Source organism: Flavobacterium cyclinae (assembly GCF_021172145.1).
Classification (GTDB): Bacteria; Bacteroidota; Bacteroidia; order Flavobacteriales; family Flavobacteriaceae; genus Flavobacterium; species Flavobacterium cyclinae.
On record NZ_CP089095.1, the window covers coordinates 1,769,278 to 1,784,802 of the forward strand.

At 32.4% G+C, this 15,525-nt stretch carries 11 protein-coding genes and 1 tRNA gene; 7 read left to right on the forward strand and 5 right to left on the reverse strand.

Features of this window, described 5'->3' with window-relative positions; translation table 11 throughout:
- Nucleotides 1-22: 22 nt before the first annotated feature.
- Entirely contained in the window at nt 23-1,045 is a 1,023-nt protein-coding gene (locus LOS86_RS08255) for a WD40/YVTN/BNR-like repeat-containing protein (RefSeq protein WP_231841634.1), read from the reverse strand.
- A gap of 158 nt (nt 1,046-1,203) precedes the next feature.
- Between LOS86_RS08255 and LOS86_RS08260 the strand changes: the two genes are divergently transcribed.
- From LOS86_RS08260 to LOS86_RS08270, 3 genes are all read left to right on the forward strand, one after another.
- Nucleotides 1,204-2,319: a hypothetical protein gene (locus tag LOS86_RS08260; protein WP_231841635.1), complete on the forward strand. Its 1,116-nt coding sequence runs from the start codon at nt 1,204-1,206 to the stop codon at nt 2,317-2,319.
- 74 nt (nt 2,320-2,393) lie between these two features.
- Entirely contained in the window at nt 2,394-3,608 is a 1,215-nt protein-coding gene (locus LOS86_RS08265; protein ID WP_231841636.1) for an RsmB/NOP family class I SAM-dependent RNA methyltransferase, read from the forward strand.
- Nucleotides 3,609-3,615: 7 nt separating this feature from the next.
- Nucleotides 3,616-4,713: an endonuclease gene (locus LOS86_RS08270; protein WP_231841637.1), complete on the forward strand. Its 1,098-nt coding sequence runs from the start codon at nt 3,616-3,618 to the stop codon at nt 4,711-4,713.
- Between the two features lie 96 nt (nt 4,714-4,809).
- On the opposite strand, the gene LOS86_RS08275 is transcribed toward LOS86_RS08270, so the two are convergent.
- The 4 genes from LOS86_RS08275 to LOS86_RS08290 all read right to left on the reverse strand — a co-directional run bounded on the left by LOS86_RS08275 (nt 4,810) and on the right by LOS86_RS08290 (nt 7,193).
- Nucleotides 4,810-4,885 (reverse strand) — tRNA-His (locus LOS86_RS08275).
- A gap of 97 nt (nt 4,886-4,982) precedes the next feature.
- Nucleotides 4,983-5,699, reverse strand: coding sequence for a bacillithiol biosynthesis deacetylase BshB1 (gene bshB1, locus LOS86_RS08280; protein ID WP_231841638.1), 717 nt, complete (start codon nt 5,697-5,699; stop codon nt 4,983-4,985).
- A gap of 34 nt (nt 5,700-5,733) precedes the next feature.
- Nucleotides 5,734-6,768 (reverse strand): isochorismate synthase, encoded by a 1,035-nt coding sequence (locus tag LOS86_RS08285; RefSeq protein ID WP_231841639.1) that lies wholly within the window; start codon nt 6,766-6,768, stop codon nt 5,734-5,736.
- Complete coding sequence (locus tag LOS86_RS08290; protein ID WP_133607151.1) at nt 6,768-7,193, reverse strand: PaaI family thioesterase; 426 nt, start codon at nt 7,191-7,193, stop codon at nt 6,768-6,770. Before LOS86_RS08290 ends, LOS86_RS08285 begins: the two co-directional genes overlap by 1 nt.
- A gap of 134 nt (nt 7,194-7,327) precedes the next feature.
- Here LOS86_RS08290 and LOS86_RS08295 point away from each other — a divergent pair, with 134 nt between their 5' ends.
- From LOS86_RS08295 to LOS86_RS08310, 4 genes are all read left to right on the forward strand, one after another.
- Nucleotides 7,328-8,902 (forward strand): hypothetical protein, encoded by a 1,575-nt coding sequence (locus LOS86_RS08295; RefSeq protein ID WP_231841640.1) that lies wholly within the window; start codon nt 7,328-7,330, stop codon nt 8,900-8,902.
- Between the two features lie 83 nt (nt 8,903-8,985).
- Nucleotides 8,986-12,651, forward strand: a complete 3,666-nt coding sequence (gene purL / locus LOS86_RS08300) for a phosphoribosylformylglycinamidine synthase (protein WP_231841641.1) — start codon at nt 8,986-8,988, stop codon at nt 12,649-12,651.
- Between the two features lie 76 nt (nt 12,652-12,727).
- Nucleotides 12,728-13,588, forward strand: a complete 861-nt coding sequence (locus LOS86_RS08305) for a DMT family transporter (RefSeq protein ID WP_231841642.1) — start codon at nt 12,728-12,730, stop codon at nt 13,586-13,588.
- A 116-nt stretch (nt 13,589-13,704) separates the two neighbouring features.
- Complete coding sequence (locus tag LOS86_RS08310; protein ID WP_231841643.1) at nt 13,705-15,480, forward strand: AMP-dependent synthetase/ligase; 1,776 nt, start codon at nt 13,705-13,707, stop codon at nt 15,478-15,480.
- The last annotated feature ends 45 nt before the right edge of the window (nt 15,481-15,525 follow it).

Here is a 15,525-nt window from a genome sequence, read left to right on the forward strand (position 1 = left end):
TCAGCAACAGTTGGACGCTTTTTTATTGAATTTCAAATCGAACTAACTTATTTCTTCCAGTTGCATAAAACACCTTTTCTGATTCAAATCTGAAGGTATAAAAATCCTTATTATCAGAGAATTTTGTCCAACTTATGCCAAAATTATCCGAATAATACATTCCTGTTCCACCAACAGAAATTAGTTTTTTACCTTGTCCATTTGGAAGAAATTGTATACAAGAAGCATAACCAAAGGCTTCCTTTTCTGCGATTAATTTCCAAGTTTTGCCACCATTTTTAGTTATGGCTTTGTTGGCCCAATTCTGGTCTTGCTTTTCGTAATTTCCACCGGCGATAATTCCTATTTTTTCATTGTAAAAATCGGCTGTAAAAATTCCAGTCATGGTTGCTCCTTGAACAATGGGTGTATCATAAACCTTCCAAGTTGTACCAAAATCCTTAGAAACAAAAACACGCGATTTCTTTCCACCTGAAACCATAAAAATCGATTTTCCTTTTACAATTAAGTTGGTATTACTGGAAGCAAAAGCGGCTTCCCCTTCTGAAATACTAGGTAAAATATCGCAACTTACTTTTTGCCAAGTTTTACCACCATCTGTAGTTTTTATGAAAGCTAGGCAATTTTCAATTGGATCTCCCATAGCAAATCCGTTTAAATCATCTACAAACTGCATACTATCGTAAAACACTTTTTCGTGATCTTCTTTGTACACTACAGTTTCTTCTAATGTTTTCTTATTAATTCGAATCAGCATTGCTGGATTTCCAACCGATAAAATAAAAATCGATTCATTTGTAGATGCAATACTTCTAAATTCAGTATTTCGGGTAACCGATTGAATTTCTTTTATGATAGTTGTATCTCTCTTTTTATCGTAAAATCCATATCGTCCCTTATCCATTCCCATCCATACTTTATCTTCATCAATCAAAATGGCTCTACAACTTAATTTAGATTCAAAAAGTATTTCAGATGTAATGGTAACTTTTTGAGAAAAACCAAATAAACCAATAAATAAAAGGATAACAACTATATTTTTCATAAGAAATGGATTAAATACCAAATATAAGTTAAAAGTTTAGCAGAACAAAATTTGTTTTATATAATTGATTTTCAATTACTTAATTAAGAAATATATTTTTTGGCACAATAATTGGTTTACATCAACTAAATAAATAAGAACCCTAAAACCATTATATTATGAAAACGAGATTAATACATTTGAGCTTAATAGCTACACTAACTATAGGTTCTCTTTTTGCACAAGAAAAAACAACAATAACAGCTAAAAATTCTGATATAAGCGACAACTTAGATTTGCGAGCAGTTGCAACCGTTTTTGGAGATGCAAAAGATTTGGAAGATTTTGAAAGAAGATTAAATGATCCTAAAACACAAATTTCAAATTTAGACTTGAATAATGATAATTATGTTGATTATTTAAGGGTTATTGAAACAGTTGAAGGAAACGTACACTTAGTTGTTGTACAAGCTGTTTTAGATAAAGATGTCTATCAAGATGTAGCAACAATTGAAGTAGAACGAGACCGCAATAACCGAGTTCAAGTTCAAGTTGTAGGTGATGTTTACATGTATGGAAGTAATTATATTTATGAACCCGTATATGTTCATACACCTATAATTTACAATACTTTTTGGGTAGGAAATTATCGCCCTTATTATTCAACATGGTATTGGGGGTATTATCCAAGTTATTACACCTACTGGAACCCATTTCCAATTTTTAGATACCGCAATCACATTCATGTTCATATTAATTTTGGTCACAGTTATCAATATGTAACACATCGAAGATGTGCTGTAGTATATAACAATTACTATGGAAGAAGAGGAAATGGATATGAAAGAAGATATCCTAATCGTTCTTTTGCACATCGAAATTCAGGTTATTCAAATAGATATGAACTAGATTCTAGAAGAAATATAAGTTCTCCAAGAAGTAGAAACGAAATGGCTTCAAATTCAACTAGAGGTAATCGAGAAACACGTTCTGTTACTCCTTCTACTACAAGAACTAGAACCACTACTGCAACAAGAAATAATAATGCTACTAGAAGTTCCGACACTAGAAGTTCAAATGCAACAAGAAGTAATCGATCTAATAATACAAGAGAATTTTCTGAAAATAGAAACAATTCTAGTAATAACAGATCTAATGCAACAAGATCTGAAAGTAGAGGTTCCTCAGAAGTAAGAGGAAATTCGTCAAGAGGAAATTCTCAGCAACGAAGTAGCTCTTCAAGAAGCGTTTCAACTTCTAGAAATTCAGAAGGAAGAGGGAATGGAAGAGGATAAATATTAAAGCTGTCAAATTTGACAGCTTTTTTTATTTTTATTGCTATCTTTGTAGGCTTATTTAAAATTAAATAATGAGATTACACAGAAATTTAGTATTCACCACTATCGATTCGCTGATGGCGATTTTCAATGAAGAAGAATACGCTGACAAAGTGGTTGCAAGAGCCCTAAAAAAAGATAAACGATGGGGAAGTCACGATAGAAAATTCGTAGCAGAAACCATATATGAAATCGTAAGATGGAAACGATTATATGCCGAAATTGCAGAAGTAAAAGAGCCTTTTGATCGCGATAAAATTTGGAGAATATTTGCTGTTTGGGCAGTATTGAGAGGTTATAACCTACCCGATTGGAAATATTTTGAAGATACTCCCGTTAGAAGAATCAAAGGTAAATTTGACGAATTATCAAAAATCAGAAAATATAGAGAATCTATTCCTGATTGGATGGATGATTTAGGAAGTAAAGAATTAGGCGAAGAAAAATGGACTAAAGAAATTGCAGCTCAAAATGAGCAAGCAAAAGTAATTTTGAGGGTCAATCGTTTAAAAACAACAAAAGAAAAATTAAGAGCTCTTTTGATGGACTTGAATATTGAAACCGAATTTCACAAAGACTATCCTGATGCCTTAATTTTAAAAGAAAGAGCTAATGTTTTCTTAACAGATGCTTTTAAAGATGGATTATTTGAGGTACAAGATGCTTCTTCACAATTAGTAGCTTATTTCTTAGATGTTCAACCTGGAATGCGAGTGGTTGATACTTGTGCTGGTGCTGGTGGTAAAACTTTGCATTTGGCCTCTCTAATGGAAAATAAAGGACAATTAATTGCTATGGATTTATATGAAAGTAAATTGAAGCAATTAAAGATTCGTGCCAAAAGAAACGGAGCCTTTAATATTGAACCTAGAGTTATTGAAAGCACTAAAACAATCAAAAAATTACACGAAAAAGCAGATAGAGTTTTAATAGATGCTCCTTGTAGTGGATTAGGAGTTTTAAAAAGAAACCCTGATAGTAAATGGAAATTACAGCCTGAATTTGTAGATAATATCAGAAAAGTTCAAGCTGAAGTTTTAGAAAATTATTCTAAAATTGTTAAACCAGGCGGAAAATTAGTTTACGCTACTTGTTCTGTGTTACCCTCTGAAAATCAAGAACAAATTAAGCAATTCTTAAGTACAGAAATCGGAAAAGAGTTTAACTTTGTTAAAGACCAAAAAGTATTAGCCAGTGAAAGCGGATTTGATGGTTTTTACATGGCATTATTAGAACGAAAAAAATAATTAATTTATGAGAAATAACTTTACCCTACTATTTTTTGCAATTACTTCAATTGTTTTCTCTCAAGCTGGCGCACCAGCAAATCCATATTATAATGGATTCAACTGGACATTAACGGGGATGAATTTAAAAAATGAATTAGCTACAAAAATTACAACAACTCACACTAATTTAATTCCTTATGTTTGGGATGCAGCGCAAGCAACTGATGTTGATCCAACAAACTCAAACAATGTATTACTGATTTATGGATCTAGTAACAACACATGTCCGGCTAGCCCTGCTGATGGTAACGAACATAGAAGTAGAGATAAATTCTTTAATGGAGGTGGAAATTCTTGTGAATGGAATAGAGAACACGTATATGCTAAAGCTCTAGGTACTCCTGCTCTTAATGATGGAGGTGCGAGTGATGCTGGAGAAGATGCACATCATATTAGATCTAGCGATGTTGATAAAAACGGAGCTAGAGGTAATTTAAAATTTGCCCCAGGTTCTGGAAATGCAGGTGCAGTTTCTGGAGGATGGTATCCTGGTGATGAATGGAAAGGAGATGTAGCTCGAATGATGATGTATATGTATTTGAGATACCCTACACAATGTTTACCAATTAATGTAGGTACAGGAACTACTGTTGCTACAGATACCAATATGATTGAATTATTTTTACAATGGAATGCTGAAGATCCAGTTTCTGAATACGAGGATAACAGAAATACCTATCATAACAATACATCTAATGCTTATGCGCAAGGTAATCGTAATCCTTTTATTGATAATCCTTATTTAGCTACTGTTATTTGGGGTGGACCAATTGCAGAAAATAGATGGCCAGGTATATTCTTATCATCTGAAGACTTTATTGCTTTAAATAGTGCTGTTATTTACCCAAATCCTACAGTAAATAATCAAATTTCTATTGCTACAGAAATTGATTTAACCTCAATTGTTTTATTCAATAGCAATGGACAAATTATTCAAGAAATAAAAAAACCTACAAAAATCAATAATAATTCATACCAAGTTAAAGATTTACCTAATGGTTTTTATATGATTCAATTGAGCTCAGATCATGCAGTTACTACTAAAAAAGTAATTGTAAATTAATTTAGAGAAAATTATAAACTAAAAACCGACTTGTAATACAAGTCGGTTTTTTTATATAAAAAAAGCTTCAAGAAATCTTGAAGCTTTAAATTGAAAGGGTGAAAGACGGGTCTCGAACCCGCGACCTTCGGAACCACAATCCGACGCTCTAACCAACTGAGCTACAATCACCGTTTGTTATACAAAACAGTCTTATTCTGTTTTGCGAGTGCAAATATAGTGTAATTCTATACTTCTACAAACATTTTTTAGAAAAAATTACACCAATTTTATTTCAAATCTCCTAAGCTATTGACAGCCAAATACCTTTCAACGGTAAAACCTTCTGCATATTCTACCCCAACTAGCCTACCTAAGTCTAAAGCGCGGTATTTTACACTTTCAATAAAATTTTTTGAAGCTATTGGAGTAACTGGTTCATTTGATTTTGGATCATAAAATTGAGAACTATAGGCTAAAACAGAATCCATTTTTTTATCCATAAATTCCGAAATATCTACTACAAAATCAGGTTCAATATTTTGCCATTGGATATAATGATACACTAATTTTGGTCGCCAAGCTTCTTGCTCCACTCCATCACATACCGTTTTAATTTTTCGTAAACCCGATAAAAAACAAGCATCGCTAACCAATTTACTTCCTTTTCCGTGGTCAATGTGTCTATCCGTAATCGCATTGCACAACACGATTTCAGGTTGGTATTTGCGAATCATTTCAATGACTTTCAATTGATGCGCTTCATCATTCACAAAAAAACCATCTCGCATATCCAAATTCTCACGCACCACAACACCTAAAATCTCAGAAGCCTTAGCCGATTCCGAATTACGAATTTCAACAGAACCACGAGTACCCAATTCCCCCCGAGTTAAATCGATAATCCCGACTTTTTTTCCAAGACTTACCTCTTTGGCAATCGTGCCACTACAACCTAATTCTACATCATCTGGATGTGCTCCAAAAGCTAATATGTCTAATTTCACAACTTTTTACTTTTTACTTTTTACTTTTTACTTTCTACTTTTTACTTTTTACTAAAACATTTCGCATGGTCATCGACTTGTTTTCCGTTTCAATAAATTCCTTTTCAGGATTGCTGTCTTTTGTGATGCCACAACCCACGTAAATATTCACAACATCATTTTCCACTTCTAAACAGCGTAAATTTACGAATAAATCAGTTTGATTGTCTTTATTGTATTCGCCTAAAAATCCTGCATAATATTTTCGATTATACCCTTCATTTTTCAGAATAAAATCGATGGATTTTTCTTTGGGTAAACCACAAACGGCTGGTGTTGGATGTAACGCTTTTATCAATTCCTTTGATTGAAAATTGATAGTTAATTCGCCTGAAATATTTGATTTTAAATGCACTAAATTTCCAGCTTTAACTGTTTTAGCATCAGAAACAGTAAGATTATTTACTTCATCTTTTACTTTAGTTACAATATAATCGGTTACAAATTGCTGTTCTTCTATTTCTTTGGTGGCCCAAGTTACATTTTCCGAATACAATTGCGTTCCTGCCAAAGCTACTGTTTCAAACTGATTTTGATTGATTTTTACCAATTGTTCTGGAGTTGCTCCTATCCATAAACCAATTTTCGGATGAAAAAACAAATAGCGAAAAGCCGTTGGATAAGTTACTATCAAATTCTCAAAAGAAGCTATAATTGAAATTTGTTCTTTCAAAACAATTTTTCGTGACAAAACCACTTTATCAAATTCACCTTGTTGGATAGCTGATATGCCTTTATTAACTAAATCTTCAAATGCTTCTTTTTGATTCGATTCAGAAGTGAAATTCTCAACTGATTTTTGTTCTAAAATATTAAGATTTCCTTTCAAAAACGTATTCCCTTCAAATGGAATAACTATTTTTTTACCTTCGTGAAATGGAAAGAATACAAATCCCGATTGATCAGAAAATTCAATGATTTCATCATTTTGTTGTACGAGTAAATTCCAAACGGTTTCATTTGGTTTTACGTAGCAAACAAACGATTTTTGTTTTGATAAAAGGGTGTTTATTTCTTCAAAAACTTGCATTATTGTCTTCTCGATAATACCATATTTGTTAATTTACAAAGCGAAATTAACTTTCCTTCTTCGTCAACGATTCTAATTTCCCACAAGTGAATGCTTGCGCCTTTATGAATAATTTTTGCTGTTGCGGTAACCATTCCTTCACGTTTGCTCTTTAAATGATTCGCCGATATTTCAATACCACGAACTTCTTGTTTTTCAGGATTTACAAACATTAATGAAGCGGCACTTCCTACACTTTCAGCTAAAGCTACGGTAGCACCACCATGCAATAATCCCATTGGCTGATGAACTCTAGGATTTACAGGCATTGTAGCGGTTAGGAAATCTTCACCTGCATCAGTGTAGACAATATCTAAGGTATTCATTAAAGTGTTTTTGCTCCAATCGTTACACAATTGCAACATTTTTTCTCTATCAAACATCATAACTTTATTTTTGGTAAAATTAAACATTCCTAATAGAATAATTCAACTGATTTAACGTTTTGATAGATATTTTAATCTGTTTTTGTTTTTATAGATTTAAAATTAATAATTACATTTACCAAAATTAACATTACATGCGTCGTTTATTACTTTTAATATTAATAGGATTAGCTGCTACATTAACATCATGTCGAAATGATTTTGATTTTGAATCCAGAACTGGAGGTCTAGAATTTTCCAAAGACACGGTTTATTTAGATACAGTATTCACTAATATTGGTTCAAGTACTTATACTTTAAAAGTTTACAACAGAAGTGATAAAAACATTTCAATACCTTCATTAGGATTAAAAAAAGGAACCACATCTAAATACAGATTAATGGTTGATGGTATGGCGGGACAAGTATTTGAAAATGTAGAAATTTTGGCAAAAGACAGTATGTATATTTTTGTATCTGTAACTGCCGATGTTGCAGATGCTAATCCAACAGATTTTCTTTATACCGATAAAATATTATTTGGAGATGAATTGAATCCGAATCATCAAGATGTAGATTTAGTTACGCTAATTCAAGATGCTTATTTTATTTATCCTGGAAGAGTTCAAAATCCAGATGATAGTTATACTTATGATGAATTAAACCTTGGAGTGGACGGAGACGGAAATCCAGTTACCATTCGTGGACGATTTTTAGAAGAAACTCATCCGATTAATGGTGATGAGCTCCATTGGACAAACACCAAACCTTATGTGATTTATGGATATGCTGCTGTCCCTTCAAATAAAACACTTGTTGTAGATGCAGGTGCAAGAGTCCATTTTCATGCTGAATCTGGCTTGATAGTAGCTAATAATGCTTCCCTTCAGGTGAACGGAAATACATCAACAACAGAAGCTTTAGAAAACGAAGTTATTTTTGAAGGCGATCGTTTAGAGCCAGACTTTTCGGAAGTTCCAGGTCAATGGGGAACTATTTGGTTAACACAAGGAAGTACTAATAATCAAATCAAAAATTTAACGATAAAAAATGCAACTGTTGGGTTACTAATTTCAGGTAACGATGGTACTCCTACTCCAACACTGGATATAGAAAACACACAAATTTACAATTGTGCAAATGTTGGAATTTTAGCCCGAACTGGAAATATTGAAGGAAGAAATGTTGTCATAAATAACTGTGGACAAGCTGCTTTTGCAGGAAGTTATGGTGGTAGTTATGAATTTACACATTGTACCTTTGCAAATTATTGGTCAAGTCCTTCTCAAACTGTTGTTTTACTTGATGATTATATTCAAACAACATCTGGAAATATTACAGAACCGCTAACGAAGGCAAATTTTAAAAATTGTATCATTTACGGAAGTTCTAATTTAGGAATTAACTTAAAAAAAGAAGGAAGTATATTTAATTATAATTTTGATCATTGTTTAATAAAATTTGCTGATTATAGTAATCAATTTACAACGAATCCTTTATATGATTTCTCTAATTCTGCTCTATTTGATAATTGTTTAATCGCTAGAAATACAACTAATAACAATCCCGATTTTAAAGATGCTCGAAATAATGAATTAATTATTGGTGAAGATTCGGCAGCTAAAGGATCTGCAGATTATAATTTTTCTTCTGGAACATTTGATATTCTAAATAATTCTAGAACTAATCCTTCAGATATAGGCGCTTACAATTGGACAACTTTTGATTAAATAAACTAGTCTTATTATTATTTTGTTTGTTCTAATTTTTAGAATAAATTTGCACTTTCAACAACACACAAACAACACATACAATGATTCATTTCTTCGGAAACCAATCCAATACCGTATTTGCGGTTCAAACGCAAAACGAATTATCGACTGAAGACATCAACAAATTAAATTGGCTTTTTGGCAACGCACATAAAATAGAAAAATCCGTATTGTCGGATTTTTTTGTTGGACCTCGTGCCGCTATGGTTACACCTTGGAGTACCAATGCTGTAGAAATCACTCAAAACATGGGGATTTCAGGAATTATTCGAATTGAAGAATTCCAAAAAGTGGAAAGTGCTTTTACTGATTTCGATCCGATGTTATCTCAAAAATATTCGGAATTAAATCAAGAAATTTACACTATCAACATTCAACCTGAACCTATTTTAGAAATTGATGATATTGATGCATATAATCAAAAAGAAGGTTTGGCTTTAAGTTCTGAAGAAGTTGAATATTTACATAACTTATCAAACAAAATCGGAAGAAAATTAACGGATTCTGAAATTTTTGCTTTTTCACAAGCCAATTCAGAACACTGCCGTCATAAAATTTTCAACGGAACGTTTGTTATTGATGGTGAAGAAAAACCAACTTCCTTATTCAAATTAATCAAGAAAACATCGGAAACACATCCAAACGATATTGTTTCGGCTTATAAAGATAACGTAGCCTTTGTAAAAGGACCTAAAGCAACTCAGTTTGCTCCTAAAAGCGCTGATAAACCCGATTTTTATCAAGAAAAAGAATTTGATTCGGTTTTATCATTAAAAGCAGAAACACACAACTTCCCTACTACTGTTGAGCCATTCAATGGTGCTGCAACAGGTTCAGGTGGTGAAATTCGTGACCGTTTAGCAGGTGGACAAGGTTCGTTACCATTAGCAGGTACTGCCGTTTACATGACGTCTTATTCTCGTTTAGAAGAAACACGTCCATGGGAAAAAGGAATGGAGGAAAGAAAATGGTTGTACCAAACTCCAATGGACATCTTAATTAAAGCTTCAAATGGAGCTTCTGATTTTGGAAATAAATTCGGGCAACCGTTGATCACAGGTTCTGTTTTAACTTTCGAACATGAAGAAGAGGCTCGTAAATTAGGTTTCGATAAAGTAATCATGTTAGCTGGTGGTGTGGGATACGGAAAATTAGATCAAGCCATAAAACACGAACCTAAAGAAGGCGATAAAATCGTTATTTTAGGCGGTGAAAATTATAGAATTGGTATGGGTGGAGCTGCGGTTTCATCTGCAGATACAGGTGCTTTTGGTTCTGGAATTGAATTAAATGCAATTCAACGTTCGAATCCTGAAATGCAAAAACGTGCTGCTAATGCTATTCGTGGTTTAGTGGAAAGTGATAACAATCCTATTGTTTCAATTCACGATCACGGTGCTGGTGGACACTTAAACTGTTTATCGGAATTAGTAGAAGCTACTGGAGGTTTAATCGATTTAGATAAATTACCAGTTGGTGACCCTACCCTTTCGGCTAAAGAAATTATTGGTAACGAATCGCAAGAAAGAATGGGATTGGTTATCGGTGAAAAAGATATTGATACCTTACAAAGAATTGCTGAAAGAGAGCGTTCTCCAATGTATACTGTTGGTGATGTTACTAACGATCATAGATTTACATTTGAATCGAAAACTACAGGTGCAAAACCTATGGATTATGCTTTAGAAGATTTCTTCGGAAGTTCTCCTAAAACCATTATGAACGACAAAAATGTAGCTCGTAATTATGCAAATCCTGATTATTCGATTTCAGAAATTCCAAATTACTTAAACCAAGTTTTACAATTAGAAGCGGTAGCTTGTAAAGATTGGTTAACGAATAAAGTAGACCGTTGTGTTGGTGGTCGTGTTGCTAAACAACAATGTGCCGGTCCATTACAATTACCATTAAATAACGTAGGTGTAATGGCTTTAGACTTCAAAGGAAAAGAAGGAATTGCTACAACTATTGGACACTCACCTGTTTCTGCTATTGTTGATCCAGTTGCGGGTTCTAAAAATTCAATTGGTGAAGCATTATCTAACTTAGTTTGGGCGCCATTAAAAGATGGTTTACAATCAGTTTCGTTATCCGCAAACTGGATGTGGCCTTGTAAAAACGAAGGCGAAGATGCTCGTTTATACGATGCAGTTCAAGGTTGTTCAGAATTTGCTATTGAATTAGGAATTAATATTCCAACAGGAAAAGATTCATTATCAATGAAACAAAAATATCCAAATGATGAAGTAATTGCACCTGGAACGGTTATTATTTCTGCTATTGGAAATTGTTCAAATATTACTAAAGTAGTTGAGCCTGTTTTAAAAAGAAATGGTGGCAACATTTACTACTTAAACTTATCACAAGATTCTTTCAAATTAGGTGGAAGTTCATTCTATCAAATTTTAAATAAAGTGGGTTCGGAAGTTCCAACCGTAAAAAATGCTGATTATTTCAAAAAAGCTTTCAATACGTTACAAGATTTAATTAAAGAAAGAAAAATTAAGGCTGGACATGATATTGGAAGTGGTGGTTTAATTACAACTTTATTAGAAATGTCGTTTGCTGAAGTTGGTGTAGGTGCTAATTATGATTTATCAGTTTTAGGAGAATCGGATTCTGCGAAAGCTTTATTTAATGAAAATATTGCAGTTGTTTTCCAAGCAGATGCAGAAGTAGAAGCCACTTTCAAAGCAAACGGAATTGAAATTTTCAATATTGGTTCGGTTGTAGAAGGTGATTTCGTTGCTATTAAAAACGGAAATGATAACTTTAATTTCTCAGTTACTGAAACTAGAGATACTTGGTACAAAACATCCTATTTATTGGATACAAAACAATCTCGTAATGGTATGGCAGAAGCGCGTTATGCGAACTATAAAAACCAACCATTAGAATTTACATTCCCTAAAGATTTTACAGGTGCTAAACCTGTCATCTCGAGCGGAGTCGAGAGACCAAAAGCAGCTATTATTCGTGAAAAAGGAAGTAACTCGGAACGCGAAATGGCAAATGCTATGTATTTAGCTGGATTTGATGTAAAAGACGTTCACATGACGGATTTAATTTCAGGTCGTGAAACTTTAGAAGACATTCAGTTTATTGGAGCTGTTGGTGGTTTCTCTAACTCTGACGTTTTAGGTTCGGCTAAAGGTTGGGCTGGTGCTTTCTTATACAACGAAAAAGCCAACACAGCTTTGAAAAACTTCTTCAAAAGAGAAGATACACTTTCTGTTGGAATTTGTAATGGATGTCAGTTATTAATGGAATTAGAATTGATTAATCCAGAACACGAAATTCATGGAAAAATGCATCATAATACTTCAAACAAACACGAGAGTGGCTTTACTTCAGTAAAAATTCAAAAGAATAATTCTGTAATGCTATCTTCTTTAGAAGGATTAACGTTAGGGGTTTGGATTTCGCACGGAGAAGGTAAATTTAAATTACCTTATACTGAAGATAAATACAACATTGTAGCAAAATATGCTTACGAAGGATATCCTGCAAATCCTAATGGATCAGATTTTAATACGGCTATGATGTGCGATACTACTGGAAGACATTTAGTTATGATGCCGCATATTGAACGTTCAACTTTCCCTTGGAACTGGGCGCATTATCCAGAACGTGGACAAAAAGACGAAGTTTCTCCTTGGTTAGAAGCATTTGTAAATGCTAGAAAATGGATTGAAAATCAAAAATAAAATTAATAAAATTTTATAAAAAAGCATCTTTTCAATAAGATGCTTTTTTTGTACTATTGTGTCAAAATAAAAGAATATGTGGTTTGTTATTTTAAGTGTAATTTGTAGTGTATCGGTCGGTATTTTTTTAAAAGTAGCCAAAAGATATAATTTAAATATTTTTCAATTGATTACATTTAATTATCTATCGGCTTTACTCCTAACCTATTTTACATACCAACCTGAATTATCATTTGAAGAAAAAACAATTCCTTACTCACTCTTTTTTGGATTAGGAATAATTTTGCCAATTGTTTTTTTAATTCAAGCAAAATCTATTAAAAAAGTTGGAATCGTAAAAACGGATATAGCCCAACGATTATCTTTATTCATCCCGTTAACTGCTTCTTACTTTTTATTTAACGAAACGTTTAGTCAATTAAAAATTGTTGGTTTTATTGTTGGATTTTCAGCGATATTCTTCACATTAAATAAAAAGTCAGATAAAAACTCTTCAAATTGGACACTTCCATTATTAGTTTTATTGGGATTTGGAACAGTAGATATTCTATTTAAAAAGATTGCTGTAATTAAGGATTATAATTTTACAACATCGCTTTTTATAATTTTTTGTGTATCGTTTATAATTTCGATTTTGTATTTAACATTTAAAGCAATAAAACAAAAAGAGAAAATAGAATTAAAAAGTTCTTTTCTTGGATTAATATTAGGTTTATTAAATTTTGGAAATATTTTATTTTATCTAAAAGCACACAAAGCATTAGCTGAAAATCCATCAACAGTTTTTGCTGGAATGAATATGGGTGTCATTATACTTGGCAGTTTAGCTGGAATATTGATTTTTAAAGAAAAAATAACAAAATGGAATTATTTTGGAATATTTTTAGCACTAATTTCAATTATTTTAATAACATATTCACAATTCTTCATGAATTAGTAGGTATGCATAGTATTTTTTTTCTTTAAAAAAGTTAATTACTAGATTTTCAACATTTTAAAAAATTGCTTAATTAATTTTAATTTTATAATTTGCATAAAAAATAATTGCGAATTATGAAAAATATAACACGTTTATTTGACTTTCCTTATTACCAATTAGAAAAGTATAATTTAAAGGATGCTTTAGTAACTAAATATGGGGATAATTGGGTAAAAACTTCCACTCAGGAATATTTAGATAAAGCCAACGCTATTTCAAGAGGTTTACTAAGATTAGGAGTAAATAAAAATGATAAAATTGCTATCATTTCTTCTAATAACAGAACAGAATGGCATATTACAGATATTGGCGTTTTACAGACGGGTGCTCAAACAGTTCCAATGTATCCCACTATTTCTGCTGAAGATTATGAGTACATTTTGAATCACTCTGAATCGCAATATGTTTTTGTTTCAGACATTGAGGTGTATGAAAAATTACAAAGTATAAAAGCAAATGTAGCTTCATTAAAAGATATATATTCTTACAATGACATTGATGGTTGTAAAAGTTGGAAAGAAGTTTTAGAACTAGGAGCAGATAATTCTAATCAGGATGAAGTTGAAGATAGAAAAAACAATGTAAATACAACCGATTTAGCAACAATTATCTATACTTCTGGTACTACAGGAAGACCAAAAGGTGTTATGTTAAGTCATCAAAATATTGTTTCCGATGTATTAATGAGTGCTCCAAGAGTTCCCCTAAGAGCTGGTGACACAAGAGCGTTGAGTTTCTTACCTATTTGTCACATCTTTGAAAGAATGTTGACGTATTTATACCAATATTATGGTATATCGATTTACTTCGCAGAAAGCATCGAAAAAATTTCTGATAACTTAAAAGAAGTAAAACCACATGTAATGTCGGTTGTACCAAGATTATTAGAAAAAGTATACGACAAAATCTATGCAAAAGGAGCCGATTTAACTGGAATCAAAAAAGCGCTTTTCTTCTGGGCATTAAATTTAGGAATGGAATACAAACCTTATAAACAAAATGGTGCCTTCTACGAATTCAAACTAAAAATTGCACGTAAACTAATCTTTTCTAAATGGCAAGAAGGACTTGGTGGCGAATTAGAATTATTGGTTTCTGGTAGTGCAGCATTACAAACTAGATTAACTAAAGTTTTTTGTGCGGCTAATATTCCAGTAATGGAAGGTTATGGTTTAACTGAAACTTCTCCTGTAATTTCTGTTAATGACATGAGAAATTCTGGCTTCAGAGTAGGAACTGTTGGAAAAGTTTTGGACGGAGTTGAAGTTAAAATTGCTGAAGATGGTGAAATCTTATGTAAAGGTCCAAACGTTATGATGGGCTATTACAAAGATGAAACTCAAACAGCTGATGTACTAAAAGATGGTTATTTCCATACAGGCGATATTGGTGAAATCGATACAGACGGATTTTTAAGAATAACAGATCGTAAAAAAGAAATGTTTAAAACTTCAGGTGGAAAATATATTGCTCCTCAAGTTTTAGAGAATACTTTCAAACAATCAAGATTTATCGAGCAAATTATGGTAATTGGGGATGGCGAAAAAATGCCAGCTGCTTTTATTCAACCTAATTTTGAATTTGTTAGAGAATGGGCGCACCGTCACCATGATATAAATGTAGGATCTACAAATGAAGAGTTATGTTCAAACAAAATGGTTATCGATAGAATTCAAGAAGAAATTGATCATTGCAACGAAAAGTTTGGTAACTGGGAAAAAGTGAAGCGTTTTGAATTAACTCCAGATGTTTGGTCTATTGATGCAGGACACTTAACACCTACTATGAAATTAAAACGTAAAATAATTAAAGAAAAATATTCTGATTTATATCAAAAAATTTATGGATAACAATTTTAATGCCCACATGTAGTGGGCATTAGTTTATTAAAATGT

What these genes read in the sequence shown, in the direction of transcription:
- LOS86_RS08255 (WP_231841634.1), bottom strand. Translation starts at nt 1,045, where the DNA reads ATGAAAAATATAGTTGTTATCCTTTTATTTATTGGTTTATTTGGTTTT.
- LOS86_RS08310 (WP_231841643.1), top strand. Translation starts at nt 13,705, where the DNA reads ATGAAAAATATAACACGTTTATTTGACTTTCCTTATTACCAATTAGAA.
- LOS86_RS08305 (WP_231841642.1), top strand. Translation starts at nt 12,728, where the DNA reads ATGTGGTTTGTTATTTTAAGTGTAATTTGTAGTGTATCGGTCGGTATT.
- LOS86_RS08270 (WP_231841637.1), top strand. Translation starts at nt 3,616, where the DNA reads ATGAGAAATAACTTTACCCTACTATTTTTTGCAATTACTTCAATTGTT.
- LOS86_RS08265 (WP_231841636.1), top strand. Translation starts at nt 2,394, where the DNA reads ATGAGATTACACAGAAATTTAGTATTCACCACTATCGATTCGCTGATG.
- purL (WP_231841641.1), top strand. Translation starts at nt 8,986, where the DNA reads ATGATTCATTTCTTCGGAAACCAATCCAATACCGTATTTGCGGTTCAA.
- LOS86_RS08285 (WP_231841639.1), bottom strand. Translation starts at nt 6,768, where the DNA reads ATGCAAGTTTTTGAAGAAATAAACACCCTTTTATCAAAACAAAAATCG.
- LOS86_RS08290 (WP_133607151.1), bottom strand. Translation starts at nt 7,193, where the DNA reads ATGATGTTTGATAGAGAAAAAATGTTGCAATTGTGTAACGATTGGAGC.
- LOS86_RS08260 (WP_231841635.1), top strand. Translation starts at nt 1,204, where the DNA reads ATGAAAACGAGATTAATACATTTGAGCTTAATAGCTACACTAACTATA.
- LOS86_RS08295 (WP_231841640.1), top strand. Translation starts at nt 7,328, where the DNA reads ATGCGTCGTTTATTACTTTTAATATTAATAGGATTAGCTGCTACATTA.